Origin of the sequence: Shewanella sp. CG12_big_fil_rev_8_21_14_0_65_47_15 (genome assembly GCF_002783505.1) — a bacterium.
Classification (GTDB): domain Bacteria; phylum Pseudomonadota; class Gammaproteobacteria; order Enterobacterales; family Shewanellaceae; genus Shewanella.
In genome coordinates, this window is sequence record NZ_PFGL01000022.1 from 87,344 (window position 1) to 109,825 (window position 22,482).

Sequence of the window (22,482 nt, forward strand, 5' to 3'; positions counted from 1 at the left end):
ATTTAACGCAGCGCATTTAACACTGCTAATTTAAAGTAGCTCACTTAAGGTAATAAGGGATAAAATCATCCATGCTAAATTTTAACTATTACAACCCGACCCGCATACGTTTTGGTAAAGACACTATCGCCGAAATTGATGCTTTAGTGCCTAGCGATGCTAAAGTCATGATCCTCTTTGGCGGCAGCAGTGCTAGAAAAACAGGCACGTTAGACGAAGTTAAACGGTCATTGGGTAATCGTGTCGTCGTCGAGTTCGATGGCATCGAGCCAAACCCAACCTATGAAACCTTAATGAAAGCCGTTGCCCAAGTGCGCGAACAGAAGATCGACTTCCTCCTCGCAGTGGGTGGTGGTTCGGTTATCGATGGCACTAAATTTGTTGCCGCGGCTGCGGTATTCGACGGTGAACCTTGGGATATTCTCACTAGCTGGGGCGCAAAAGTGACTCAAGCTATGCCCTTTGGCTCAGTATTAACCTTGCCAGCGACGGGTTCAGAGATGAACAACGCCAGCGTAGTGACCCGTAAATCACTGCAGGCTAAGCTGCCATTCCGTAATGACTTGGTTTATCCGCAATTCTCAATACTCGACCCGACAAAAACCTTCACCCTGCCAGAACGTCAAGTGGCCAACGGTGTGGTCGATGCTTTTGTGCATATCACAGAGCAGTACCTAACATACCCAGTCAACGCCGCCGTACAGGACAGATTTGCCGAAGGTCTGTTACAAACCTTGATTGAGCTTGGTCCACAAGTGCTCGTTCAACCGGAAGACTACGACATTCGCGCTAACTTAATGTGGGTCGCCACTATGGCACTCAACGGCACGATTGGTGTCGGTGTTCCCCACGATTGGGCAACCCACATGATAGGCCATGAACTGACTGCACTTTACGACATCGACCATGCACGTACATTGGCAATCGTACTGCCTGCCCTGCTGCAATGCACAAAAGAGGCTAAGCGTGAAAAGTTACTTCAATACGCCGACCGAGTGTGGCACATCACCACAGGTTCCGATGACGAACGCATCGATGCCGCCATTGCAAAAACCAAGGCTTTCTTCGAAGCCATGGGCATACCGACACATTTATCTGCCTATGATCTCGATGCCAGCCATGTTGATACTGTCGTGAAGCAGCTTGAACTGCACGGCATGGTGGCGCTCGGCGAACACGGCAATATTGACCCAGCAATGAGTCGTGACATTTTGACCTTAGCCCTATAACGTCAAATGCTATCTTGATTGAACTTAGCTTGAAATGAATAAAGACAAGCACGCGAGTGTGCTAAATGCGGTAAAAACAGCTATCGCACCATAATGGTGCGATAGCTAAAAAATGCACTATAACTGCCGAAAACTCGTCCATACTGCCGTTATTGTTGCGTATGTTCGTGCGAAAGAACGGCTGTAAAACCTATTTCCTTCATGATTTTTGATGGAAAAGAGACTAATCTTGATTAACTTCCCCTAACTGATACAAGGGCTCTTGCATGCGCACATTCACACTCATAGGCCTATTGCTGCTTAGCATGCTGGCACAGGCAACTGTGTATAAATGGGTCGATAAGGATGGGAAAGTTCATTACTCTGATGAGCCACATGCTAATGCAGAAGTGGTTGAGTTAAAAGAAAAAACCTTGAATCAAATCACCTTACCCCCTCCCCAGAACGATTCGAGCAATAACAGTCAAGTGATTGAAAACATGGCTTACCAAGTCAATATCACCTCACCTGAAGAGGAAGCGACGGTCAGGGATAATAATGGCGATTTTGAAGTTATCGCCACTGTAACCCCCGAGATTAAGGGCCGATACCTGATGGTGTTAAAACTCGATGGACAAGTGGTTGGCAAACCCCAAGTCGGCGGCATATTTAAAATCACCAACATAGATAGGGGCGAACATACCCTTGTTGTTGACGCTATGACTCAAAACGGCAAAGTCTTTGCATCTAGTTCACCAAGAAAGATATTTCTTCATCAAGCGGCGATGAGTCAAACCCCAAAGAAACAACCAAAATCCAATTAAAACATTTAATAACAATGGATTAGGTTATTCAGACTAAATTAAACCGTTTGATGGAGTCGAGTTGCAGCTTGCACCAGATTGGTGCACCATGGTGGTGCAACTTTATTTTCAGGAACGGTCGATGGACAAAGAGACTCTGCTTAATCATTTAGTCACCGCGGTACTTGTCATAGATAAGGATCTCAAACCTTGCTATGCCAATGCTGCGGCAGAGCAACTGTTAGGTGTGGGTAGTCATAGACTGATAGAGCAAGCATTGCCGGAACATTATCAAATTCTCGGTGTAGAGGCTCAATTGCTGAGTGATGCCGTACAAGCCAGCCAAGGATTAACGGTCAATACTGCCACACTCGTCACTCTAGATGGCCAACATCACACAGTGGATCTCACACTGATCCCCCTCGAAGATGAGGCACAACTGAGCCTGCTCGAGCTGCGTCAAGTCGACCAACAGAGGCGTATCCACCAGCAACTGAGTCAAGATGCACAACAGCAAGCGGCGCAGTTTTTAGTGCGTAACTTAGCCCACGAGATCAAAAATCCCCTCGGCGGTCTGCGCGGCGCAGCGCAGCTATTATCCCGGGAACTCGAAGATCCCGCACAAAAGGAATTTACCAGCCTTATCATAGAACAGGCCGATCGCCTACGTGGCTTAGTCGACCGCCTATTAGGCCCTCAACGACCTACGCAACATAATCTGCATAACATCCATCAAGTCGTGCAGAAGGTGTACAAACTGGTTGAAATGACGCTGCCCGCCAATATCCAGCTTAAGCGAGACTACGATCCGTCCATTCCCGATATCGAGATGGACCCAGATCAAATGCAGCAGGCCGTGCTCAACATTTTACAGAATGCAGTGCAGGCACTTGAGCATACGGGCGGCGAGATTTTGGTCCGTACTCGCACTCAACACCAAGTAACTATCGGCTCACAGCGACATAAGCTGGTGCTGACATTATCGATTATCGACAATGGCCCAGGCATACCGACCGAGTTAATGGATACGCTGTTTTACCCTATGGTCACAAGCCGCGAGCAAGGTTCAGGGCTAGGTTTGTCAATAGCCCATAATATTGCCCGCTTACATTCGGGCAGAATCGATTGTCTCTCCAGCGCAGGGCATACCGAATTTATTATTTCTCTACCGATTTTAAGCGCCAAATAATTGCGACAGCACCAACCCATACCGTATGAGGAAGCAAGATGCGAATGAGTGAACAAGTGTGGATCCTCGACGATGATAGCTCGATACGTTGGGTGCTAGAAAGAGCACTCCAAGGTGCCAAACTCAGCACCGCCAGCTTTGCCGCGGCTGAGTCACTGTGGCAGGCATTAGAGATCTCTCAGCCTAGGGTAATAGTGTCGGATATCCGCATGCCTGGGACGGATGGGCTCAGCCTACTCGAAAGGCTGCAAATCCATTACCCCCATATTCCCGTGATCATTATGACGGCGCACTCGGACTTAGACAGTGCCGTCAGCGCCTATCAAGCGGGTGCATTTGAGTATCTGCCCAAACCCTTCGACATCGATGAGGCCATCTCCCTCGTCGAACGAGCCCTCACCCATGCTACGGAGCAGAGCCCAGCACCCGTGCAGGAAACCCAAGTCAAAACCCCCGAAATCATAGGTGAAGCGCCGGCGATGCAGGAGGTATTTCGCGCCATAGGCAGGCTTTCACGCTCATCCATCAGCGTGCTCATTAATGGCCAATCGGGGACGGGCAAAGAACTGGTTGCAGGGGCATTACACAAACACAGTCCCCGCAAAGATAAGCCATTTATCGCCTTGAACATGGCGGCAATTCCAAAGGATTTAATCGAGTCTGAACTATTCGGCCACGAAAAAGGTGCCTTCACCGGCGCCGCCAATGTGCGCCAAGGCCGCTTCGAGCAAGCTAACGGTGGCACGCTCTTTTTAGATGAAATCGGCGATATGCCGCTGGATGTCCAAACACGACTGCTACGGGTCCTCGCCGATGGCCAGTTCTACCGCGTCGGCGGCCACAGTGCGGTGCAAGTCGATGTACGCATCATTGCCGCAACCCATCAAGATCTGGAGCAGCTGGTACAAAAAGGTGGTTTTAGGGAAGATTTGTTCCATCGTCTTAACGTTATTCGCGTGCACTTGCCGCCACTATCACAACGCCGTGAGGACATACCCCAGCTCGCCACCCATTTTCTGGCCTCGGCGGCGAAGGAAATCGGCGTAGAAACTAAGATAATGACCAAAGAAACGGCGGCTAAGCTCTCGCAGCTCCCTTGGCCAGGTAACGTAAGGCAGCTCGAAAACACCTGTCGTTGGTTAACAGTCATGGCATCGGGACAGGAAATTTTACCCCAGGATTTACCGCCTGAACTGCTAAAGGAGCCTGTGAGTGTGACTCACGCCGCAAGGGGGGGGCAAGATTGGCAAGCGGCCTTAACCGAATGGATAGATCAAAAACTCTCGGAGGGAAATAGCGATCTATTGACCGAAGTGCAGCCCGCTTTCGAGCGTATTCTGCTAGAAACTGCACTGCGCCATACCCAAGGCCATAAACAAGAAGCGGCGAAACGTTTAGGTTGGGGGCGCAATACGCTAACGCGGAAATTAAAAGAGTTGTCTATGGATTAAGCATTACTCACCAATAATAGCGGTATTGACTTATTCATAGACAACAAAAAGGGATATTTTCATATCCCTTTTCTATCAATTCATTCTATGGCGACTAGCGACAATTAAATGCGCTAAATACCAACAAATTAGAATTGATAATGTACACCGACAGCAAATTGCTTAATATCTGTGTCAATATCTTTTAATCCTAAATAGTTATTATCAGCATCTAACTCACCCGTGGTGACATCATAACTGACACGAATATTGAGGTGCTCAGTCACTGCAGCATTAATACCGACACCGTAGGTCCAACCGAAACCGGTCAAGTCTTCATCAAAACCATTGCCATCGAGCACAATTGCCATAGAAGCGATACCCACTTTGCCGTAAACAGAGAAAATATCATTGATTTGTGCGGTAAATTTAGGTGTAAAGCTTAATGCGCCAGCGCTAACATCGATGTCCTTATCGCCTAGATCACCAGTGGCAAATAGGTTAGCTTCTAAACCAAACCAGTCGTTGAAGTTATAACCGCCGTAAGCGCCAAAACCCGTACCTGACTGAGAGTCAGTAAAATCATCACCATCGATTGTGACTTTATTCAATGCACCGCCCACATAAAATCCTGTTGTGTCGGTTGCCGCAGAAACTTGAGCTGTCGCTAATATTGATAATAAAGAAATGGTAACTAAAGATAATTTTTTCATCATACTTCCCTAATGATTTAAGCCAATAACTAAATGCTGCGGATATTACAGCAAATCGATAAGAAGAGTTATCGGCAACAAAAATTAAATACATGTTATACAGGATTGGTTCAGTTTTAAATAAGCGGCTCATAGAAGAACCGCCCACAACCGTAGACTTAATTAAATCGCTGCACCTCATCTTAAATTTACGGATTGAGGCTAGGCTCAAGTTTCACCGGATCTTGGTGAATAATCACCTCGGCATCTTCAAATGCGCCCCTGACTCGTAAGCCCGTGGTATCGGCGATACTGTGGGCCTCATTTAAACTTAAATTACCATCGAGTTCTAAATGAAATTGAATAAAAACAGTTTTACCCGCCTGCCGAGTCCGTAAATCATGCAACCCTTGCACCCGTGGGTCCTCCTTCGCAATTTGCTTGATCATCTGACGGGTTTCTTCATCTAACTCTCGATCTAACAGCGCTTGAATCGAACGATAACCCAGATTAAAGGCTTGCTGCCCAATATATAAAGCAATTAACACCGCAAATAATCCATCTGCCCACCACCAGCCATACTGGGATAAGACTAATGCCAACAACACCGCTGCATTGAGGAATAAGTCGGACTTATAGTGCAATGAATCGGCTTCCACCACAGTGCTATTAGTTGCGGCGAGCGCCCGTTTTTGCAACATCACCAGCGCCAGTGTCAACACTATAGCAACCACAGAAACCCCAACGCCTAGGGTGGCATGCTCCACAGGCGCAGGAGTAATAAGGCGTTCTCCGCCATAAAACAGCAGCAAAAAAGCGGAGCCCATAATAAAGGCGGACTGGGCGAGGGATGCTAAGGGTTCTGCTTTTCCGTGGCCATATCTATGGTCGTGATCGGCGGGCACTATCGCGTAGCGAATGGCAACAAAATTGATAATAGAAGCGAGTGCGTCGGCAAAGGAATCCGTCAGAGACGCCAACATACTGGCAGAACCTGAGTATAACCAAGCCAATAGCTTGATAGTAATAAGGGTCAAAGCGGTAGCCACAGAAGCGCGGCTAGCCAGTTTGACCCAAAAATCGTATTGGGAAGTTTGAGTCATTGGGGGTCTATATCGGGAAGCTATGACTCTATTGTATATCAGCTAAGTCGCTTAACTGCGAGGTTCTTTAACGACTTGTGCTTCAAATCGCGCTTTAAATTTAGCCTGCTGCTCCGGCGTCAGCAGATTGTAAATTTGGTTCTGCACCTTCATACGCTCAATGGCATGCTCTTGACGCTTCTCTTGCTGTGCACTGAGCATTGCCTTAGCCTGCGTTTCATCGAAGGTAGCGGAGGTAATTAAGGCTTGCATCTCCGCACGATGGGCCAAACGCTGCTCTTTCGTTGGTCGATCTTCACTACGAGTGGCACGCTGCTCGGCAAACAATTGTTTAATGTCGGCCTTCTGTGCATCGGTTAAATCGAGCCCTTCAAACATTCTGTGCATACCATCATGGGCCATTCGATCTCCATTTCTATGGAACTCACCCATTGAATGGTCACAGCCTTGAATCGGTTCGGCATTGACCGTTGTCGCGAATACGGCTGAGCTTGCTAATAAGGCAAATAGGCCCGCTTTTAAAGGAGATAATGTTTTCATCATGTTAACCTCAATAGTTCAACTTTATGTTGTGAAGATAAGACACAGTGACGACCCTTTTAAAAGCCAAATCACTTTCGACCCTTACAGTCTAAAGGGCTATATGTAAGTGAGGGCGTTGCCTGAGTAAATCACTGTAAAGTTGTATCAATTCAAAAGGTGGCCGACATTCAGTCATTGATGCACCTTGAATTGAAACACCCTAGGCGCTCTGAAACTCGTATCTTGAGGTAGCTTAGGTGTAGCAGATCCCTATTCTTTACTTTGGCTTACATTGCTACACAGCAATTGACATCAAAACGGGTATACTCTGCCAAAGCACTAAAGCACCTGAGATAATCGGGCGCAAAAGGCCATATTACAGAGATTAAGGAACAGTATGAGTCGGATATTATTAATCGATGACGATCTGGGTCTATCGGAACTCCTCGGGCAATTACTCGAACTAGAAGGGTTCAAGTTAACGCTGGCCTACGATGGTAAACAGGGTCTGGAGTTGGCCTTGGCGACGGATTACGATTTGATCCTACTCGATGTGATGTTACCTAAGTTGAACGGCTTCGAAGTGCTACGCGCCCTGCGTCAACATAAGCAAACCCCAGTGTTAATGCTGACCGCCCGCGGTGATGAAATCGACCGCGTGGTTGGCCTTGAAATCGGTGCCGACGACTACCTGCCTAAACCCTTTAACGACAGAGAACTGATCGCCCGTATTCGTGCCATTATTCGCCGCGCCCATTTAACGGCCCAAGAAATTCATGCGACTCCGGCACAGGAATTTGGCGATTTACGTTTGGATCCTTCCCGTCAAGAGGCTTACTGTAACGAGCAGTTGATCATACTCACTGGCACAGAATTTACCCTGCTGCATACCCTAGCGCTGCACGCTGGCGAGTTGATGAATAAGGAAGAATTAAACGAAATTGTGCTCGGTAAAAAACTCATGCCCTTCGATCGCAGTTTAGATATGCATCTATCCAATTTACGGAAAAAACTCCCCGAGCGTAGCGATGGTAGGCCGAGGGTGAAAACTATCCGTGGCAAAGGCTATATTTGGTTACCCTAACGGCGGAGTCGACTGTGCCTAATCGCTTATTTATCAAACTATTGCTCGGATTTTGGCTCTGCAGCTCGCTGATCATTGCCTTGGTTGGCCTATTGCCCTTGCTACAACAAAATCACGATAGGGCCCCCATTCCACCGCACCTTGAAAAAATGCTCGCCACGGTCGCATTACGCATCCAAGAAAATCCGACTCTGCTTAAATCAGATTTTCTGCGCCGCTGGGAAAGGCATAGGGATATGGAGGGTAAACCATTACGGCTGTATTTAGTGAACAACCAAGGACAAGTGCTCAACACCAATAGGGTCAGCCGTGGTGTTCGCAGCTTTATGTTGATGGCCGATGAAGAAAAACAACCTATTAGCCATCAATTTAAAGATGAATTGGTTTTCGGCCCCCATCAATTCACCCTCGGAGGTGAAACCTATTTTATCTATGGCCGCCTACCGGATATCCATCCGCGCCCCTGGTTTTTCTTCTTCATTGAAAACAAGCTGTTAACCCTAAGTCTAGCGATTGTACTCTCGGGATTACTCTGTGGCCTGCTCGCATGGCATCTAGGCAAGGCATTAAATTCACTTAAAAAGAGTGCCAATGCCCTCGCCGAGGGTGATCTAAGCAACCGCGTCGATAGGGCGACAACCCAGCGTAATGATGAAATTGGCCAGCTTGCCAGCGCCTTTAATAGCATGGCGGACTCCATTGAAGCCATGGTGAACAACCAACAGAGATTGATGGGCGATATTTCCCATGAGCTACGCACTCCCTTGACCCGGTTGCAGCTATCCTTAGCCCTAGCCCGTAAAAAAGGGCAGCAAACCACAGAGACAGACCGCATCGCCTACGAGGCCGAACAGTTAGAGAAACTGATCGCCGAATTACTCGAGTTATCGCGGGTTAAACTCAATACTAACGAAACTAAAGTCAAGTTAGGCCTAGCCGAATCCTTAAGCCAAGTATTGGATGATGCAGAATTTGAAGCCGCTCAACAGGGTAAAAAAATCACCATAGAGATCGACGAAGCGATTGAATTTGCCCAATTTCCTAAATCACTTTCCCGCGCGATTGAAAATCTGCTGCGTAATGCAATTCGCTACGCCGCAAGCGACATTCACCTGCACGCAAGCGAAACGGCTGAGCAAGTACAAATCACGATAACGGACGATGGTCCGGGCATAGATGCCGCCGAACTCGATGCCATCTTTAAACCTTTCTACCGCCCCGACTCGGCACGGCAAAGAGAAAGCGGCGGCTGGGGACTCGGACTGGCAATCACCGAGGCGGCGATTAGCGCCCACAAAGGTAAGATTAAAGCCGAGAACCGCGTTCCCCATGGCCTTAGGGTATATATGAGTTTACCCAAATAACCCCTGTTGTTAAGCCCTTTAGCTAAATGTGGAAGGGCTTATCGACATTTGCCATCGTTCTACTATCATCCCTTAATACCAAACTGTTTCAGCTTACGATACAAGGCATTACGGCTGATCCCCAAACGCTTGGCGCATTGGCTCACATTACCATCACAGGCTTGGTATACCTGCAGCACATTGCTATAAATCGCCTCGTGGAGAGAATCCGATTGCACCGCAGTGGCAGTTGGCAGCGTCGCAGTGTTGCCACTTGTAACTTTGCCACTTGTAACTTTGCCACTCGTAACTTTGCCACTCGTAACTTTGCCACTCACAACTTTGCCAGCCAGCGGATGTGATGCAGAGTTTTGACCGGTTTTAACCTCTTCACCTAATGGCTGCTCTTCATTTAACAGCTGTGTGTTTAACAGCTGTGCATCTAACGGATCCACTGTTAACGGAGCGCACGCTAATTTTTGTGCCAGATAATCGGGTAAATGCTGCCAAGTTAAAGTGTCATCCCCTTCAGCCATCAAGCAAGCCACTTGCATAAGATTATCCAGCTCACGCAAATTGCCCGGCCAGTCGTGTTGCATCATTTGCCCTAACAGCTCAGGGCAGATCGCCTGCGGCGCAATGCGATGTTTACGATGCAATTTATGGATAATGCGCTCGATATCCTGCCGCTCACGCAGCGCAGGTAAACGTACTTGCAGACCATTTAATCGATAGAATAAATCCTGCCGAAACAGCCCCTGCGCCACTTGTTGCTCTAAATCCATATGGGTCGCGGCAATGATTTGAATATCGACTTTAAAACTTTGATTACTGCCAACGGGCACCACTTCGCGCTCCTGCAATACCCTGAGTAAACGACTCTGGGCCGCCAGCGGCATTTCACCGATCTCATCTAAAAACAAAAAACCGCCGTGGGCTTGGCGAATTTTGCCGATAAATCCAGTGCGGTTCGCCCCAGTAAAAGCGCCCGCCTGATAACCAAAGAGTTCAGATTCGACTAACTCGGCAGGTAAGGCCGCGCAGTTCACCGCCACTAAGGGCTCGCTGCGACGCGCGCTCTGGGCGTGGAGTTTTTTAACAAACTGCTCTTTACCGACGCCGGTTTCACCGAGCACTAACAGCGGAATTTGCTTGGTGATCACCCTATTGGCATGTTGCCATGCGCGCTCAAGTTGAGGATCGCGAAACCGCACGCCCAGTTGATTAAGCGATTTATTGCTCATCGCCACCCGACTCTTAGCGCTGGGAATGTTTAAGGGCTGAGTCTGTAGATGCAAGTCTAAATGCTGATTAAAGCCACCCGCACGGCTCCAATTATCGCCTAAGTACTGCTCGATGGCATCGCCGACCTTAGCATGGTTAAGCAATTGTTTCGCCATGGGATTACAACCCACAATGCGACCATCGCTGTCGGCAATCACTATGCCCTGCCAACCCGAATTCAGTAAATTTGGCTGCGCCGCTAAATCGATTCGATAATGGCTATCGGGCAGATGACACAAAAGCGCGGTCTCGACCTGCTGCGCCAAACTCGACACTAACATCAGCGTCTGCTGGGTGTGCCTTTGCTGCTCACTGGTGATATCTATCACCCCGAGCATCTCACCTTGGGGAGAAAATATCGGGCAGGCGGTGCAACTCATAAAACGATTCTGGCGAATAAAATGCTGCTCACCCACCACAGATACCGCTTGTTTGGCGGTGAGTGCCGTCCCTATCGCATTGGTGCCTTTATGCTGCTCAAGCCAATTCACCCCAATGTCCAGAGCCACGTCCGCCAATTTTGTAGAGTAACGGCTCACGCCCCAGTGCCTAAGCACATAACCCTCGGCATCGGAGAGCAGGAGTCGGCTATTAGAATGCGCCATCAACTGATTGAACAAGGGCAAGGCATGGGATTGCACTAATGCGATGAGCATTTGATATTGCTCATGTTTCTGCTTTAGTTCGCTAGCATCGAGCCTAAGCTCTTGGGGTAACTGAAACTCTGACAAGCCAGCGCCAATGCTGCGCTGCCACGAATCGGCCAACCACGCCTGTGTCGATGGTAAATGCGGTTTAACTGTCATAGCCGTGCTCCCCCGAGCTGTGTTCCGTTTCGGCACAGTTGCAGTGTGCCGTTCGATGACAAAGTGACCACAGGACACACTTCTTTCCCTGAGTGCCCATACTGTTTCAAATCTGCAAAATGAGCTTTTCATCATACTGTTAGCGCAACAAGTGTACAACTCTTGCCAGTTTGGCACTCTCCTTGCGATGCACCTTAGGTATGCAAGTCTCAAGTGTTACGTTAGAGAACACTAAGCTAATCAACAAGAAGGAATGATTCTATGATTTATGCTCAACCCGGAACCGCAGGCGCAATCGTTAACTTCAAAGAAAAATATGCCAACTTTATCGGTGGTAAATGGGTCGCCCCGGTCAATGGTAAATACTTCGACAATCTCTCACCCGTAAATGGCCAAAACTTTTGTCAAATCCCGCGATCCGATGCCCAAGATATTGAATTAGCGTTAGATGCAGCCCACGCAGCTAAAGAAGCTTGGGGTAAAACCTCAGTCACCGAACGCTCAAATCTGTTACTGCGCATTGCCGATCGGGTCGAGCAAAATCTCGAATATTTAGCCGTCGCCGAAACCTGGGAAAACGGTAAAGCGGTGCGTGAAACCTTAAACGCCGACTTACCCTTATTCGTCGATCACTTCCGCTACTTTGCCGGTTGTATCCGCGCACAGGAAGGCAGCGCCGCCGATATCGATGGCAACACAGTCAGCTATCACTTCCCAGAGCCGCTGGGCGTGGTCGGGCAAATCATCCCTTGGAACTTCCCGCTCTTGATGGCCGCATGGAAAATCGCTCCTGCGCTGGCGGCGGGAAACTGTGTAGTACTCAAACCTGCGGAGCAAACGCCGGTATCGATTCTGGTATTACTCGAGCTGATTGAAGACCTATTACCCGCGGGCATTCTTAACGTAGTCAACGGCTTTGGCGCCGAGGCAGGACAAGCACTGGCCACCAGCAAACGCATCGCTAAACTTGCGTTTACGGGCTCCACTGAAATTGGTTATCACATTTTAAAATGCGCCGCCGAATCCTTAATTCCATCAACCGTTGAGCTTGGCGGTAAGTCGCCTAACGTGTTTTTTGCCGATGTGATGGACCATGAGGACGAGTATTTAAACAAGGCCGTCGAGGGTATGTTGCTGGCCTTCTTTAACCAAGGCGAAGTCTGTACTTGCCCATCACGGGTGTTAGTCCAAGAGTCGATTTTCGATCGCTTTATCGAAAAAGTGCTCGCCCGCGCACAAACTATTAAGCAAGGCGATCCATTAGATACCGACACTCAAGTGGGCGCTCAAGCCTCCAAAGAACAGTTCGATAAAATCTTAAGTTACTTAGCCATAGGTAAGGCTGAGGGCGCGCAGGTGCTACTGGGTGGCACGCTTTGCCAACTCGATGGTGGCCAAAGCGAAGGTTATTACATCAGCCCGACAATTATGAAAGGCCACAATAAGATGCGTGTCTTCCAAGAGGAGATCTTCGGCCCTGTCATTTCGGTCACCACCTTTAAAGATGAAGCCGAAGCCTTAGCGATCGCCAACGATACTGAGTACGGCTTAGGCGCTGGCGTGTGGACGCGGGATATGAACACGGCTCAACGCATGGGACGTGGCATTCAAGCGGGCCGCGTGTGGATTAACTGTTACCACGCCTATCCTGCCCATGCCGCCTTTGGTGGATACAAAAAATCCGGCATCGGCCGCGAAACCCATAAGATGATGCTCAACCATTATCAAAATACTAAGAATCTCTTGGTAAGTTACGATGTGAATCCTTTAGGTTTCTTCTAAGGAGCTTTGTGCAGGGCTATATCGAAGAGGCTTTCTATACAGGACGTCTCGAATCTGCTAAATATGTCATTGTTAGCAATTCAGCTAAATGTGATAACGATGGTGTAATAACCATCATTGCAGCGCAGCAGTGATAGACAAGAAAGGGCGATCCGCCCTTTCTTTGTTTCTGCCTCACACATTAATAAATCAAATGCTTACACAAAAAATACTTACAGAAACATACCACCTGAGGCTTCGATACGCTGGGCATTAATCCAAGCGGCCGCAGGCGATAACAAGGCACTAATCGCGCCGCCGATATCGTCAGGTAAGCCCACACGCCCTAACGCAGTTTGCTGCGCTAAAAACTGATTCATCTGTTCATTATCCCGTACTGCACCGCCGCCAAAATCTGTTTCAATGGCGCCAGGGGCAAGCACATTGGCCCGAATACCCCGTGGACCTAACTCCTTCGCCCAATACTGAGTCATAGTTTCAACCGCGCCCTTCATAGTGGCATAGGCGCCAAATCCGGGAATCGCAAAGCGCGTCAAGCCGGTGGAAATATTGATAATACTTCCCCCATCCATCAGCTGCGGCAATAAGGTTTGGGTCAAAAAGAACGGCCCCTTAACGTGGATATTCATCAAGGTATCGAACTGTTCGACACTGGTTTCCGCCATAGGCACATGAATCCCGATACCTGCATTGTTAATCAGATAGTTAAACGACTCCCGCTGCCAAGTCTGGGCTAATGCTGCGCTAACTTGGGTGGCAAACTCGGCAAATGAGCCGCTATCGCTCACATCCAGCGGCAGTGCTACCGCTTTGCGCCCCAACCATTCAATCTCGGCAACCACTTCAGCGGCCGCTGCAGCATTCGTTTGATAGGTCAGGATAATATCTATCCCCTGCGCCGCTAATGTCAGGGCAGTGTTTTTACCTAAACCGCGGCTAGCGCCAGTGATAAGTGCAATTGGAGTCGTGTTCATGGTCAGTCCTTATAATCGTCGCTGGAAGTGAAACCTAAGCCTTAAGGCCTAATTAACTGCACACAGCTTATTACTTGCAATTAACGAGATAAACACACTATAAATGCTAAGACTGTTAGCCAATAAAGGACAATCGTCGTGCAAGATCGACTGCAAGCCATGCAAATTTTTATGCGGGTCGCTGAATTACAAAGCTTTACCCAAGCAAGCGTCAGCTTAGGTCTATCGAAAACCCATGTGTCGAATGTGGTGGCGCAGTTCGAAACCTTTCTGGGTGCGCGCTTGTTGCAACGCACCACGCGGACGGTACGCTTAACCCAAGATGGCCAGAGTTGTTATGAGCGCTGTAAAAGTTTACTGGCGGAATTTCAAGAATTAGAAAGCCTGTTCCAACTGCAAGCCGAGCAAGTTTCGGGACGGCTCAGAGTCGATATGTCGACGGGCATTGCCCGTAACTTAGTACTCCCAAAACTGGCTGAATTTATTGAGCAATACCCGCACATCGAGCTTGAACTGAGCAGCACAGATCGCAAGGTGGATGTTATCGCCGAAGGGTTCGACTGTGTAATCCGCGTCGGCAGTGTGCAGCAAGAAGGATTGATAGCGAAAAAGCTGGGGCATTTTAAGATGCTGAACTGTGCCAGCCCAGCTTATATTACCAAATACGGTAAACCCGAAAGCCTTGAAGATTTGACCCAACACAACCACAAACTCGTCCACTACGTAAGCCAATTAGGTGGCACTGACTCAGGCTTTGAATATCAAGATCCCCACACTCATCAAGCGAGCCTTACAATCCAACTGCCTAAACTGATTACGGTAAATAATGCCGATGCCTATAGCTCAGCCTGCTTGGCGGGGCTGGGGATAATTCAAGTGCCCAGCATAGGGGTGGCTAAGTATTTACACACTGGCGAGTTGGTCGAGATCCTGCCAAATTACCCTGCGCCGCCAATGCCTGTAAGCTTGCTCTACCCACACAGGCGGCATTTATCTAAACGCCTGCAAGTCTTTATGGCATGGTTAAATCAGCCGATGACGCCGTTTTTAATCCCACATTAAAGGGATTTGTCGATGGCTGCTAAACGCTGATCCAATTCGGCCATAGCGGCGGCCGTTTGCGGATCACTTTGGGGATCAACAACTTCAATCAGCTTAAGTTTCGGCCGAGTTGTTAACCAAGAGCTGCCCGCGGTAATGACTAAATCCAGCACAAACTGACCGTAATAGTGCAGCCGCACGCGGTTATCCGCTATGGGCCAGTGTGAGTGCAGTAGGAATGAATCATACATTTGCGCCAAAGAGGTAGTCGCAATGAGCTTAAACCCTTCATCAAGCAGACTAAACTCGGTCGATTCTTCGAAGGGACAATCGAAAGAAGTGATGACCAAATACCCCGAGGTTTTATTGGGTAAAACGCAGCGGTATTGACCTTCAATCACTCGACCAGCAATCAAGGTATGAGTATGTTGGCCATTGAAATACAAAGGCATTTTCAGTGGATTAGGCTCAAGTCCATCAGTACGTGCTGTTAGCAGTGAAAACCCCGCTATCGGCTGCATCCCTAACCCCACTTATCTCGCCTATCTATTTCGACTACCTATCTCGCCTATCCGCGAAAACACACGTCACGCGGCTCTTGCGGATTCAAATACTAGGACTGGCGGCTTTTCCAATAACAGCCCACTAAGATCAAGTAACCGACAAAATAAGCCACGAGATCGAGTGGGTCGAAATGGCTACCTATCACTATCCGCGCCAAGCGATTTCCACCCAAGCCTAACTTGTCGACTAAGCCCCAATACTGGCCAAACTCGATGGCAAAGGCAAACAGCAATACCGCAAGCGCCAGCCAAGGAGTTTGAAATAAGCGCTTAATGCCCTCGTCTTTACTATTGGCTACCGGATTGAATACAGGGGGTACAACGACGCGCGCCATGCAAAACAGTAAGACCACCACCAATACATCGCCCACAAAACCACGAATAAAACCCGCAGGCGCATATAAAGCGATTAAGACTTCAGTCAAAAAGAGTAAAACGGCATAAATACAAAAGGATTTACGACTCGGATAACGGCTGAATAAAACGCGAATAACGGCGGTAGACATAGATAAATGAATCCCTTCACTCGATTGAGGAGGCAGAATCTACCGCAATACCATGAGGTTAACAAGTGAGCTGTCGTTGTGACATTTAAGGCTCGCCGCCAGAGCAAGCGCGCCACTCACCCCCACCAACTCACTGAATGTTCGCGCCTCAAAATTTAAGCGAGGTTTAAGTTTGGGTTAAGTAGCCTATACCTAAACCCACTTAGGAGCGTCACATCATGTCATCAAACACACTGCAAACCATCAAAGTCTGGGACCTGTTGATCCGCATATTCCATTGGTCACTCGTCGGCTTTTTTACCCTAGCCTACCTCACTGAAGGCGAAGACGAATGGATGACCATCCACAGTTACGCAGGTTATAGCATCTTAATTTTACTGGTGTTTCGCCTGCTCTGGGGCGTGATAGGTACCCACAATGCGCGCTTTAGCAACTTTATCACTCGCCCTAAAGAAGTGCTGGTGTACCTCAAAGGACTCGTCACGGGCAAAGCCAAAGACTACATAGGCCATAACCCCGCGGGGGCAATGATGATAGTGGCCTTAATTGCCAGCATAGCCATCACGGGATTCTCGGGCATGGCACTGTACGCCACCGACGGACACGGCCCATTAGCCACGAGCTTTTTCGCCACTTGGCCCGAAGGCGCCATAAAAGAAGTCCATGAGTTCTTTGCCAACTTCACCCTGTTCCTTGTGGTCATTCATGTCGGCGGCGTCATCGTCAGCAGCCTGTTGCACAAAGAGAACTTAGTCAGAGCCATGGTCACGGGCAAGAAACAGCGCCCAGTGAAGCAAGAAGATTAATGGGTTAGCCATTTTGCTTAGCCACAAGACATCCAGCCCAAAAGGAATGCCCTATGAACAGATTCGCTCAACACAGCAATAAAAGACGCCTTGCTAGCGTGGCGATTTCCGCCTTGTTGCTGACTAGCCTCAGCGTTAGCGCCGCCAACAGTAAAGTGCAAAGCCTGCCACTCAGCGCCGAGCGCATCGGCATGCAACTGCAACGCTATCAAGCCCAAGGCGCAGGACCCTTTACCGCGGCCGCAGGACAAAAGCTTTGGCTACAGGACATGGACGGCCGCAGCTGCGCCAGTTGCCATACCGCCAAAGTCACCAATATGGGGATGCACCAAAATACCCGTAAACCCATTGACCCTATGGCGCCGTCGATTACCGTTGATCGGTTAACCGACTCAACCAAAATCGAGAAATGGTTCACCCGTAACTGTAACTGGACCTTTAAACGCGACTGCACACCGCAGGAAAAGGGTGATGCCTTACTCTGGTTAAGCCAGCAATAACGCAATTTTTCGACCAGTTAAATTCACTGCCTTCAATTAAAGGTAACGGTACCAAAGGAAAATGTCATGACTCAACAAGCTCACCCCATTAGCTGGATCCTCGGTTCATCACTCACAGCTGCGGCATTAGCCATTGGCGTTATCGGTGTCAGCCTAACCTTAACCGGCACAGGCTATGCCGACGATGGCCGCGAACTCAGCCGCGCCGTTCCACAGAATGCGGAATACACGGCAGAATGTGGTAGCTGCCACATGGCTTATCCAGCCAATTTACTCCCCGCCGACAAGTGGCGCGCCATTACGGCAAATCTTGAGAACCACTTTGGTGACAACGCCAGCGTAGATCCTCAAGTCACTGCTAGACTTGAGGAATATCTGGTTCAACATGCAGCGCAAAATGGTAAGGTGATGAAAAACAGCACGCCGCTGCTCGCGGGAATGGGGCCGCAAAAGATCACAGAACAGGCATTTTTTATTCGCAAACACGATGAGATCCCAAGACGTATGGTGCAAGATAACCCCAAAGTCGGCTCATTCAGTCAATGCAGCCATTGTCACAACCTCGCAGAGAAGGGCATATTCGATGAAGATACCGTTAATATTCCTGGCTTTGGCCGTTGGGATGATTAGCAGCCCAAGCACTGATGCCCACGACGATGATCTTTCCAGCAAGGTGGTCGAGTGGGTTAAGGAGGGCAAGGTTTTGCCCTTCGACACCATAATGCAACGCTACGAATCACGCCTGCAGGGGCGGCTGCTGGACTTAGAAGTCGAGCAGAAACATGGTCGTATCATCTACGAGCTCGAAATCCTCCGCGAGGATGGCATAGTGTATGAAATCAAGATTGACGCCAAAACTGGCGAGTGGCTAAAGGAAAAGGTCGACTGATGCGTTTGCTATTGATTGAAGATGATATCGATCTGGTCGCGCGCCTGATTCCCGCCCTCAACAAGGCGGGTTATACAGTCGAGCACGCCGATAACGGTATCGACGGCGCCTTTTTAGGCGAAGAAGAAAACTTCGAAGCCGTGATACTCGATCTCGGCTTGCCCGGCAAACCCGGTTTACAAGTCCTCGGCCAATGGCGACAAAAAGGCTTAGCCATGCCAGTGCTTATTCTCACCGCCCGTGATGCGTGGCACGAACGGGTCGATGGCCTCAAGGCGGGTGCGGATGATTACCTCGGCAAGCCTTTTCACATTGAAGAACTACTCGCAAGGCTCGAAGTGTTGATCCGCCGCCACTTTGGCCGCGCCGACAATGTGCTACAACATGCGGGCGTTTCCCTCGATGTCGACAAACAAGCCGTCACCAATGTCGACGGTGAAGTGATAGAGCTGACTAAGATTGAATATCGTCTGCTGCATTACTTAATGGTCAACCCCAGCAAAATCGTCTCTAAGTCAGAGCTCAGTGAACGCATTTATGAAGAAGATCAAATCAAAGACAGCAATGTCATCGAAGTGTACGTCAACCGCCTGCGCCAACGCTTAGGTAAGGATTATATCGAAACCCGCCGCGGCCAAGGTTATCGACTCAAGGAGTAACAGGCGTGTATTCACTCAAGGGTTATCTGACGCGCAATCTGCTGATCACACTCACCTTTGCCATGGTGCTGCTACTGTATTTTCTGTACCAAGGTATCCAAATATTAACCCAAGACTTTGTTGCCTCGCGTCTACAACACGATGCCGACAGCCTGATCTCCGCTCTGAATCACAATCCCGATGGCACATGGGTGCTCACCTCCGACCGCTTGCCCAATGTGTATCACAGGGTTAATTCTGGGCATTATTTTGCGATTCAAATCGGCGAGCAAACCCTGCGTTCACGCTCCCTATTCGACCATAACGTGAACATGCCAAAACTGACCGCGGGTGAGCAACATCAAGCCACTGAGTTTGTCGGCAAAGAACATTGGCTGATGTTCAGTCAGGCCGTTATCAAAGAAGATCAGTTAGTGACCCTGTGGGTGACAGAAGACATTAGCGAGCTAGAACAAACCCAAATACACTTTTTAGCCTTTGCCAGCGCGGCCGTATTACTCACGATTGTCATCCTATTACTGGCACAGTATCAATTACTTAAACGCGGCTTTACACCCTTAGAGCAGATGCCCGAAGCCATCCGGCAGATGCGCACCCAAGGGCAAGAAATCAGTCCAGACCAAATGCCGAGCGAAATCATCCCGCTGATTGAAGAGATAGATCGTTTAGTCAATCAATTGGGCCAAAGAGTACAACGCTCCCGCAATGCCCTGGGTAACTTAGCCCACGAAATGAAACGTCCGCTACAAGGGCTGCAGTCCTACCTAGAAAGCCTACCGCCTGAACAGCGGAGTGAGGGCAGCAAGGTGCTCGCAAACCTGCACCACATCATTGAGAGAGAGCTTAAGCGCACTAAGATAGTCGGCCTGTCTACTCCGGGGCGCTATACCGTGCTCGATGACGATCTCGCGCCGCTGATCCAAGTGATGCAGCGCATCTACCCAGACCGCATTATTCATAGCCATTACGCGAGCGGCTTAGTGATGCCGTTTGATCGGGATGACTTACTCGAACTCTTAGGCAACTTGCTGGATAACGCCTGCAAACATGGGCGCCAGAACATTGAGATCCGTATAGTGCATCAAACGGCTCCCACCGCAGGTTATGGGATCTTGGTCAGCGATGATGGTGAAGGCGTCTCCGATGCCGCACTTTCCGTTATCATCGAGCGTGGCATTCGGCTAGATGAAAGCATCCAAGGCCATGGCTTAGGATTATCTATCTGCAAAGATATCGTCGACAGTTATCAGGGCGAACTTAGCTTTAGCCACGCGCAACAAGGGGGACTCGAAGCCAGCGTATTTCTGCCGTTCCCAAGTTAAGCGGTATACTCAGCCCGCAGCCATATCATTTAGACTGGTGTACAGGCCCCATTTTTCACGTCATTAAGCCCTTTGCTTACCAATATGTATATCAATATAAACTCGCGGTAAACCAATGGTATTAGTCAATTTCAATATCCACGCCGAAACGATTGGATAGTTGGCGTTGCTCGTGCAGAATTTCAATTCGGCGGCGAGTGTCTTGGGTCAACTTGTCTTTGAGACGCAAACCGCTAGTAATGGCGGCTTTTTTGGCTTTCTTGCTCTTCATCGGTAAATCAGTTGTCGTTGCATCCGTTGGACTCTCGACGGCTTGAGATTCGATAGACATAGCTAACTCCTTTAATGAGAACCTTAAATAGGCTCTTCCAGTAACTCCCTGCTCAAGACAAACAGGTCATCTTTAATGAGTCAATTTGCCATTCACTATTTGAGTAATAGATAATTTGGCGACTCATAAACTTACCGTCCATATCATTCACCTAAGCCAACAAAATTAAATCACATGCTAACTGGTGACAAGGATCGAGACGTAGGGTCGAAATGAAAAACTGAGTATTGATTGACTTCATCGGCGTAACAGAACCCTAACGAGCCCTAAATTTTCCAGCGACAAAGCGGCATAACATAGGTAGAGAAAGAACAGGTGGTAATGCAGAAAGGTTGGTAAGCTTGAGCCGCAAAGCGCTGTTGCGCAACAATTAGGCTGCGCAACAGTACTACATCTAGCCTAGATTTACGACTTATATGGCATAGCGCCGAGGTAATCTTTCTTACCAATTTCAACACCGTTGTGGCGCAAAATCGCGTAGGCTGTTGTTACATGGAAATAAAGGTTCGGAATTGCATGCTCAATTGCAAACTCATAACCCGTAAGATATTTTCCTTCCCAACGCGGTTGTGAGACATGGATCGTGGCCGCATTAGCAAAATCATCCGCTTTGAACGTCGCTAAATAATCTAATACAGAGCTAATACGTGCTTGCAACTCAACTAAGGTCGTTTCGCTATCATCGTGCTTTGGCACTGTATCTAAGTTATCGGTCAAACGTGCCACGCCAATTTTGGCAGTATCGCAGGCAATTTGAACTTGGCGAATCAGGTTAAATTGATCCGGCGCTAGGCGTGAGTTTAATAGCACCGCCATATCGACTTTCTTAAGGTTTGCGAAGCATTCGCCTTTTTCAAGAATAACGCTTAAATTTTTCAGCATCTTGCTAAATTGTACAACCGTTAAATCATAAAGCATGGCATAGACCTCATTGATGGACGCTACAAAACTGCAGCACTTAAGACTATCTTGGGGCAAAAAACTCAATTTCAATCACCCTTGGAATTTAAGTATTTACTTAACAATAAACACCTCCAAATCAACCCTATTAAACAGCTAAAAATGGCAAAAAAAGATGGAACCTGCTGAGAAAGAGCATTTATTAAGCGAATGCAGATTGAAACTCAGATCGCTGTAGCGAAATCGAAGCATTGACAAGACAAGTGTATAAATAACCGCCTATCAGTACTTATTATTAATATGGTGGAAAGTGCAAGAAGGTGTGATGGAGAGAAAAAGAGGAGGGAACACACGAATTGAGTGCAAACGAGGCTGAATGTGACAAATAGCAAACGCAAAAAAGCCAGCTTATTCAGCTGGCTTCGTTACATCTCAATGAGATAATTAGGCGCTTGGCGATGACCTACTCTCACATGGGGGTGAATTCATGGCGCTATAAATACGCAGTATTTAGCCATGATTGAACGCGAAGAAGCTTGTCTTCGTAGCCGGGGAGTCCGCTTAGCGGCGGGTCGACATCGAGGTAGGTTTTCGCGAAGCGTATAAACACAAAAGCCCTAGCGGTTTAGGCTAGGGCTTTTGTGTTTATTTGGATGCTTGGCGATGACCTACTCTCACATGGGGAGACCCCACACTACCATCGGCGCGATTGCGTTTCACTTCTGAGTTCGGGATGGGATCAGGT

At 48.6% G+C, this 22,482-nt stretch carries 23 protein-coding genes and 1 rRNA gene; 14 read left to right on the top strand and 10 right to left on the bottom strand.

Going from position 1 to position 22,482, the window contains the following annotated elements; translation table 11 throughout:
* Nucleotides 1–71 precede the first annotated feature (71 nt).
* The 4 genes from COW15_RS06960 to glnG all read left to right on the top strand — a co-directional run bounded on the left by COW15_RS06960 (nt 72) and on the right by glnG (nt 4,651).
* Nucleotides 72–1,229 carry an iron-containing alcohol dehydrogenase gene (locus tag COW15_RS06960; protein ID WP_293631227.1) on the top strand — a complete coding sequence of 386 codons (1,158 nt, stop codon included), beginning with the start codon at nt 72–74 and terminating at the stop codon, nt 1,227–1,229.
* Between the two features lie 266 nt (nt 1,230–1,495).
* Nucleotides 1,496–2,032 (top strand): DUF4124 domain-containing protein, encoded by a 537-nt coding sequence (locus tag COW15_RS06965; protein WP_293631229.1) that lies wholly within the window; start codon nt 1,496–1,498, stop codon nt 2,030–2,032.
* 121 nt (nt 2,033–2,153) lie between these two features.
* On the top strand, nt 2,154–3,200 hold the full coding sequence (gene glnL / locus COW15_RS06970; RefSeq protein WP_293631230.1) for a nitrogen regulation protein NR(II): 1,047 nt from the start codon (nt 2,154–2,156) through the stop codon (nt 3,198–3,200).
* Nucleotides 3,201–3,238: 38 nt separating this feature from the next.
* Nucleotides 3,239–4,651, top strand: a complete 1,413-nt coding sequence (gene glnG / locus COW15_RS06975) for a nitrogen regulation protein NR(I) (protein WP_293631232.1) — start codon at nt 3,239–3,241, stop codon at nt 4,649–4,651.
* A 128-nt stretch (nt 4,652–4,779) separates the two neighbouring features.
* On the opposite strand, the gene COW15_RS06980 is transcribed toward glnG, so the two are convergent.
* The 3 genes from COW15_RS06980 to COW15_RS06990 form a co-directional block, all read right to left on the bottom strand.
* A complete protein-coding gene (locus COW15_RS06980; protein ID WP_293631234.1) occupies nt 4,780–5,343 on the bottom strand; it encodes a porin family protein in 564 nt (187 codons plus the stop codon).
* A 188-nt stretch (nt 5,344–5,531) separates the two neighbouring features.
* Nucleotides 5,532–6,425 (bottom strand): cation diffusion facilitator family transporter, encoded by an 894-nt coding sequence (locus tag COW15_RS06985; RefSeq protein WP_293631236.1) that lies wholly within the window; start codon nt 6,423–6,425, stop codon nt 5,532–5,534.
* Between the two features lie 51 nt (nt 6,426–6,476).
* The gene (locus COW15_RS06990; RefSeq protein ID WP_293631238.1) at nt 6,477–6,965 is read right to left on the bottom strand and encodes a Spy/CpxP family protein refolding chaperone; all 489 of its coding nucleotides are present in this window, start codon (nt 6,963–6,965) and stop codon (nt 6,477–6,479) included.
* A 379-nt stretch (nt 6,966–7,344) separates the two neighbouring features.
* Here COW15_RS06990 and COW15_RS06995 point away from each other — a divergent pair, with 379 nt between their 5' ends.
* Together COW15_RS06995 and COW15_RS07000 are read left to right on the top strand one after the other, a co-directional pair.
* A complete protein-coding gene (locus tag COW15_RS06995; RefSeq protein WP_293631240.1) occupies nt 7,345–8,031 on the top strand; it encodes a response regulator in 687 nt (228 codons plus the stop codon).
* A gap of 14 nt (nt 8,032–8,045) precedes the next feature.
* Nucleotides 8,046–9,395, top strand: coding sequence for an ATP-binding protein (locus COW15_RS07000; protein ID WP_293631241.1), 1,350 nt, complete (start codon nt 8,046–8,048; stop codon nt 9,393–9,395).
* A 65-nt stretch (nt 9,396–9,460) separates the two neighbouring features.
* Here the strand turns inward: COW15_RS07000 and COW15_RS07005 are convergent, their stop codons facing one another.
* Complete coding sequence (locus tag COW15_RS07005) at nt 9,461–11,464, bottom strand: sigma-54-dependent Fis family transcriptional regulator (protein WP_293631242.1); 2,004 nt, start codon at nt 11,462–11,464, stop codon at nt 9,461–9,463.
* A 261-nt stretch (nt 11,465–11,725) separates the two neighbouring features.
* Between COW15_RS07005 and COW15_RS07010 the strand changes: the two genes are divergently transcribed.
* Nucleotides 11,726–13,246: an aldehyde dehydrogenase family protein gene (locus tag COW15_RS07010; RefSeq protein WP_293631244.1), complete on the top strand. Its 1,521-nt coding sequence runs from the start codon at nt 11,726–11,728 to the stop codon at nt 13,244–13,246.
* Between the two features lie 212 nt (nt 13,247–13,458).
* Here COW15_RS07010 and COW15_RS07015 read toward each other — a convergent pair whose 3' ends face one another.
* Nucleotides 13,459–14,220 carry an SDR family oxidoreductase gene (locus COW15_RS07015; RefSeq protein ID WP_293631245.1) on the bottom strand — a complete coding sequence of 254 codons (762 nt, stop codon included), beginning with the start codon at nt 14,218–14,220 and terminating at the stop codon, nt 13,459–13,461.
* Nucleotides 14,221–14,358: 138 nt separating this feature from the next.
* Between COW15_RS07015 and COW15_RS07020 the strand changes: the two genes are divergently transcribed.
* Nucleotides 14,359–15,282, top strand: coding sequence for a LysR family transcriptional regulator (locus COW15_RS07020; protein WP_293631246.1), 924 nt, complete (start codon nt 14,359–14,361; stop codon nt 15,280–15,282).
* Here the strand turns inward: COW15_RS07020 and COW15_RS07025 are convergent.
* Both COW15_RS07025 and COW15_RS07030 read right to left on the bottom strand, forming a co-directional pair.
* Nucleotides 15,279–15,782 carry a hypothetical protein gene (locus tag COW15_RS07025; RefSeq protein ID WP_293631247.1) on the bottom strand — a complete coding sequence of 168 codons (504 nt, stop codon included), beginning with the start codon at nt 15,780–15,782 and terminating at the stop codon, nt 15,279–15,281. The genes COW15_RS07020 and COW15_RS07025 overlap by 4 nt on opposite strands.
* Before the next feature lie 92 nt (nt 15,783–15,874).
* Entirely contained in the window at nt 15,875–16,330 is a 456-nt protein-coding gene (locus COW15_RS07030; RefSeq protein WP_293631248.1) for a DUF2809 domain-containing protein, read from the bottom strand.
* 218 nt (nt 16,331–16,548) lie between these two features.
* On the opposite strand from COW15_RS07030, the gene COW15_RS07035 reads away from it, so the two are divergent.
* From COW15_RS07035 to COW15_RS07060, 6 genes are all read left to right on the top strand, one after another.
* Nucleotides 16,549–17,136: a cytochrome b/b6 domain-containing protein gene (locus COW15_RS07035; protein ID WP_293631249.1), complete on the top strand. Its 588-nt coding sequence runs from the start codon at nt 16,549–16,551 to the stop codon at nt 17,134–17,136.
* Nucleotides 17,137–17,189: 53 nt separating this feature from the next.
* On the top strand, nt 17,190–17,636 hold the full coding sequence (locus tag COW15_RS07040; RefSeq protein ID WP_293631250.1) for a DUF1924 domain-containing protein: 447 nt from the start codon (nt 17,190–17,192) through the stop codon (nt 17,634–17,636).
* A 66-nt stretch (nt 17,637–17,702) separates the two neighbouring features.
* Nucleotides 17,703–18,266, top strand: a complete 564-nt coding sequence (locus tag COW15_RS07045; RefSeq protein WP_293631251.1) for a diacylglycerol kinase — start codon at nt 17,703–17,705, stop codon at nt 18,264–18,266.
* Nucleotides 18,259–18,525: a PepSY domain-containing protein gene (locus COW15_RS07050; RefSeq protein WP_248991715.1), complete on the top strand. Its 267-nt coding sequence runs from the start codon at nt 18,259–18,261 to the stop codon at nt 18,523–18,525. Before COW15_RS07045 ends, COW15_RS07050 begins: the two co-directional genes overlap by 8 nt.
* Nucleotides 18,525–19,184: a response regulator transcription factor gene (locus COW15_RS07055; protein WP_293631252.1), complete on the top strand. Its 660-nt coding sequence runs from the start codon at nt 18,525–18,527 to the stop codon at nt 19,182–19,184. The genes COW15_RS07050 and COW15_RS07055 overlap by 1 nt, the downstream gene beginning before the upstream one ends.
* 5 nt (nt 19,185–19,189) lie before the next feature.
* Nucleotides 19,190–20,506 carry a sensor histidine kinase gene (locus tag COW15_RS07060; RefSeq protein WP_293631253.1) on the top strand — a complete coding sequence of 439 codons (1,317 nt, stop codon included), beginning with the start codon at nt 19,190–19,192 and terminating at the stop codon, nt 20,504–20,506.
* A 121-nt stretch (nt 20,507–20,627) separates the two neighbouring features.
* Here COW15_RS07060 and COW15_RS07065 read toward each other — a convergent pair whose 3' ends face one another.
* The 3 genes from COW15_RS07065 to rrf form a co-directional block, all read right to left on the bottom strand.
* The gene (locus COW15_RS07065) at nt 20,628–20,837 is read right to left on the bottom strand and encodes a hypothetical protein (RefSeq protein ID WP_105251048.1); all 210 of its coding nucleotides are present in this window, start codon (nt 20,835–20,837) and stop codon (nt 20,628–20,630) included.
* A 405-nt stretch (nt 20,838–21,242) separates the two neighbouring features.
* The gene (locus tag COW15_RS07070) at nt 21,243–21,755 is read right to left on the bottom strand and encodes a DUF1993 domain-containing protein (protein WP_293631270.1); all 513 of its coding nucleotides are present in this window, start codon (nt 21,753–21,755) and stop codon (nt 21,243–21,245) included.
* A gap of 637 nt (nt 21,756–22,392) precedes the next feature.
* Nucleotides 22,393–22,482 (bottom strand): 5S ribosomal RNA (gene rrf, locus COW15_RS07075); the annotation flags it as partial.

Excerpts from the sequence above, each read along its gene's own strand:
- COW15_RS06985 (WP_293631236.1), bottom strand. The coding sequence starts at position 6,425 with ATGACTCAAACTTCCCAATACGATTTTTGGGTCAAACTGGCTAGCCGC.
- COW15_RS07010 (WP_293631244.1), top strand. The coding sequence starts at position 11,726 with ATGATTTATGCTCAACCCGGAACCGCAGGCGCAATCGTTAACTTCAAA.
- COW15_RS06995 (WP_293631240.1), top strand. The coding sequence starts at position 7,345 with ATGAGTCGGATATTATTAATCGATGACGATCTGGGTCTATCGGAACTC.
- COW15_RS07005 (WP_293631242.1), bottom strand. The coding sequence starts at position 11,464 with ATGACAGTTAAACCGCATTTACCATCGACACAGGCGTGGTTGGCCGAT.
- COW15_RS06965 (WP_293631229.1), top strand. The coding sequence starts at position 1,496 with ATGCGCACATTCACACTCATAGGCCTATTGCTGCTTAGCATGCTGGCA.
- COW15_RS07050 (WP_248991715.1), top strand. The coding sequence starts at position 18,259 with ATGATTAGCAGCCCAAGCACTGATGCCCACGACGATGATCTTTCCAGC.
- glnL (WP_293631230.1), top strand. The coding sequence starts at position 2,154 with ATGGACAAAGAGACTCTGCTTAATCATTTAGTCACCGCGGTACTTGTC.
- glnG (WP_293631232.1), top strand. The coding sequence starts at position 3,239 with ATGCGAATGAGTGAACAAGTGTGGATCCTCGACGATGATAGCTCGATA.
- COW15_RS06980 (WP_293631234.1), bottom strand. The coding sequence starts at position 5,343 with ATGAAAAAATTATCTTTAGTTACCATTTCTTTATTATCAATATTAGCG.
- COW15_RS07025 (WP_293631247.1), bottom strand. The coding sequence starts at position 15,782 with ATGCAGCCGATAGCGGGGTTTTCACTGCTAACAGCACGTACTGATGGA.
- COW15_RS07015 (WP_293631245.1), bottom strand. The coding sequence starts at position 14,220 with ATGAACACGACTCCAATTGCACTTATCACTGGCGCTAGCCGCGGTTTA.
- COW15_RS07065 (WP_105251048.1), bottom strand. The coding sequence starts at position 20,837 with ATGTCTATCGAATCTCAAGCCGTCGAGAGTCCAACGGATGCAACGACA.
- COW15_RS07055 (WP_293631252.1), top strand. The coding sequence starts at position 18,525 with ATGCGTTTGCTATTGATTGAAGATGATATCGATCTGGTCGCGCGCCTG.
- COW15_RS07030 (WP_293631248.1), bottom strand. The coding sequence starts at position 16,330 with ATGTCTACCGCCGTTATTCGCGTTTTATTCAGCCGTTATCCGAGTCGT.
- COW15_RS06990 (WP_293631238.1), bottom strand. The coding sequence starts at position 6,965 with ATGAAAACATTATCTCCTTTAAAAGCGGGCCTATTTGCCTTATTAGCA.
- COW15_RS07045 (WP_293631251.1), top strand. The coding sequence starts at position 17,703 with ATGACTCAACAAGCTCACCCCATTAGCTGGATCCTCGGTTCATCACTC.
- COW15_RS07070 (WP_293631270.1), bottom strand. The coding sequence starts at position 21,755 with ATGCTTTATGATTTAACGGTTGTACAATTTAGCAAGATGCTGAAAAAT.
- COW15_RS07035 (WP_293631249.1), top strand. The coding sequence starts at position 16,549 with ATGTCATCAAACACACTGCAAACCATCAAAGTCTGGGACCTGTTGATC.
- COW15_RS07040 (WP_293631250.1), top strand. The coding sequence starts at position 17,190 with ATGAACAGATTCGCTCAACACAGCAATAAAAGACGCCTTGCTAGCGTG.
- COW15_RS06960 (WP_293631227.1), top strand. The coding sequence starts at position 72 with ATGCTAAATTTTAACTATTACAACCCGACCCGCATACGTTTTGGTAAA.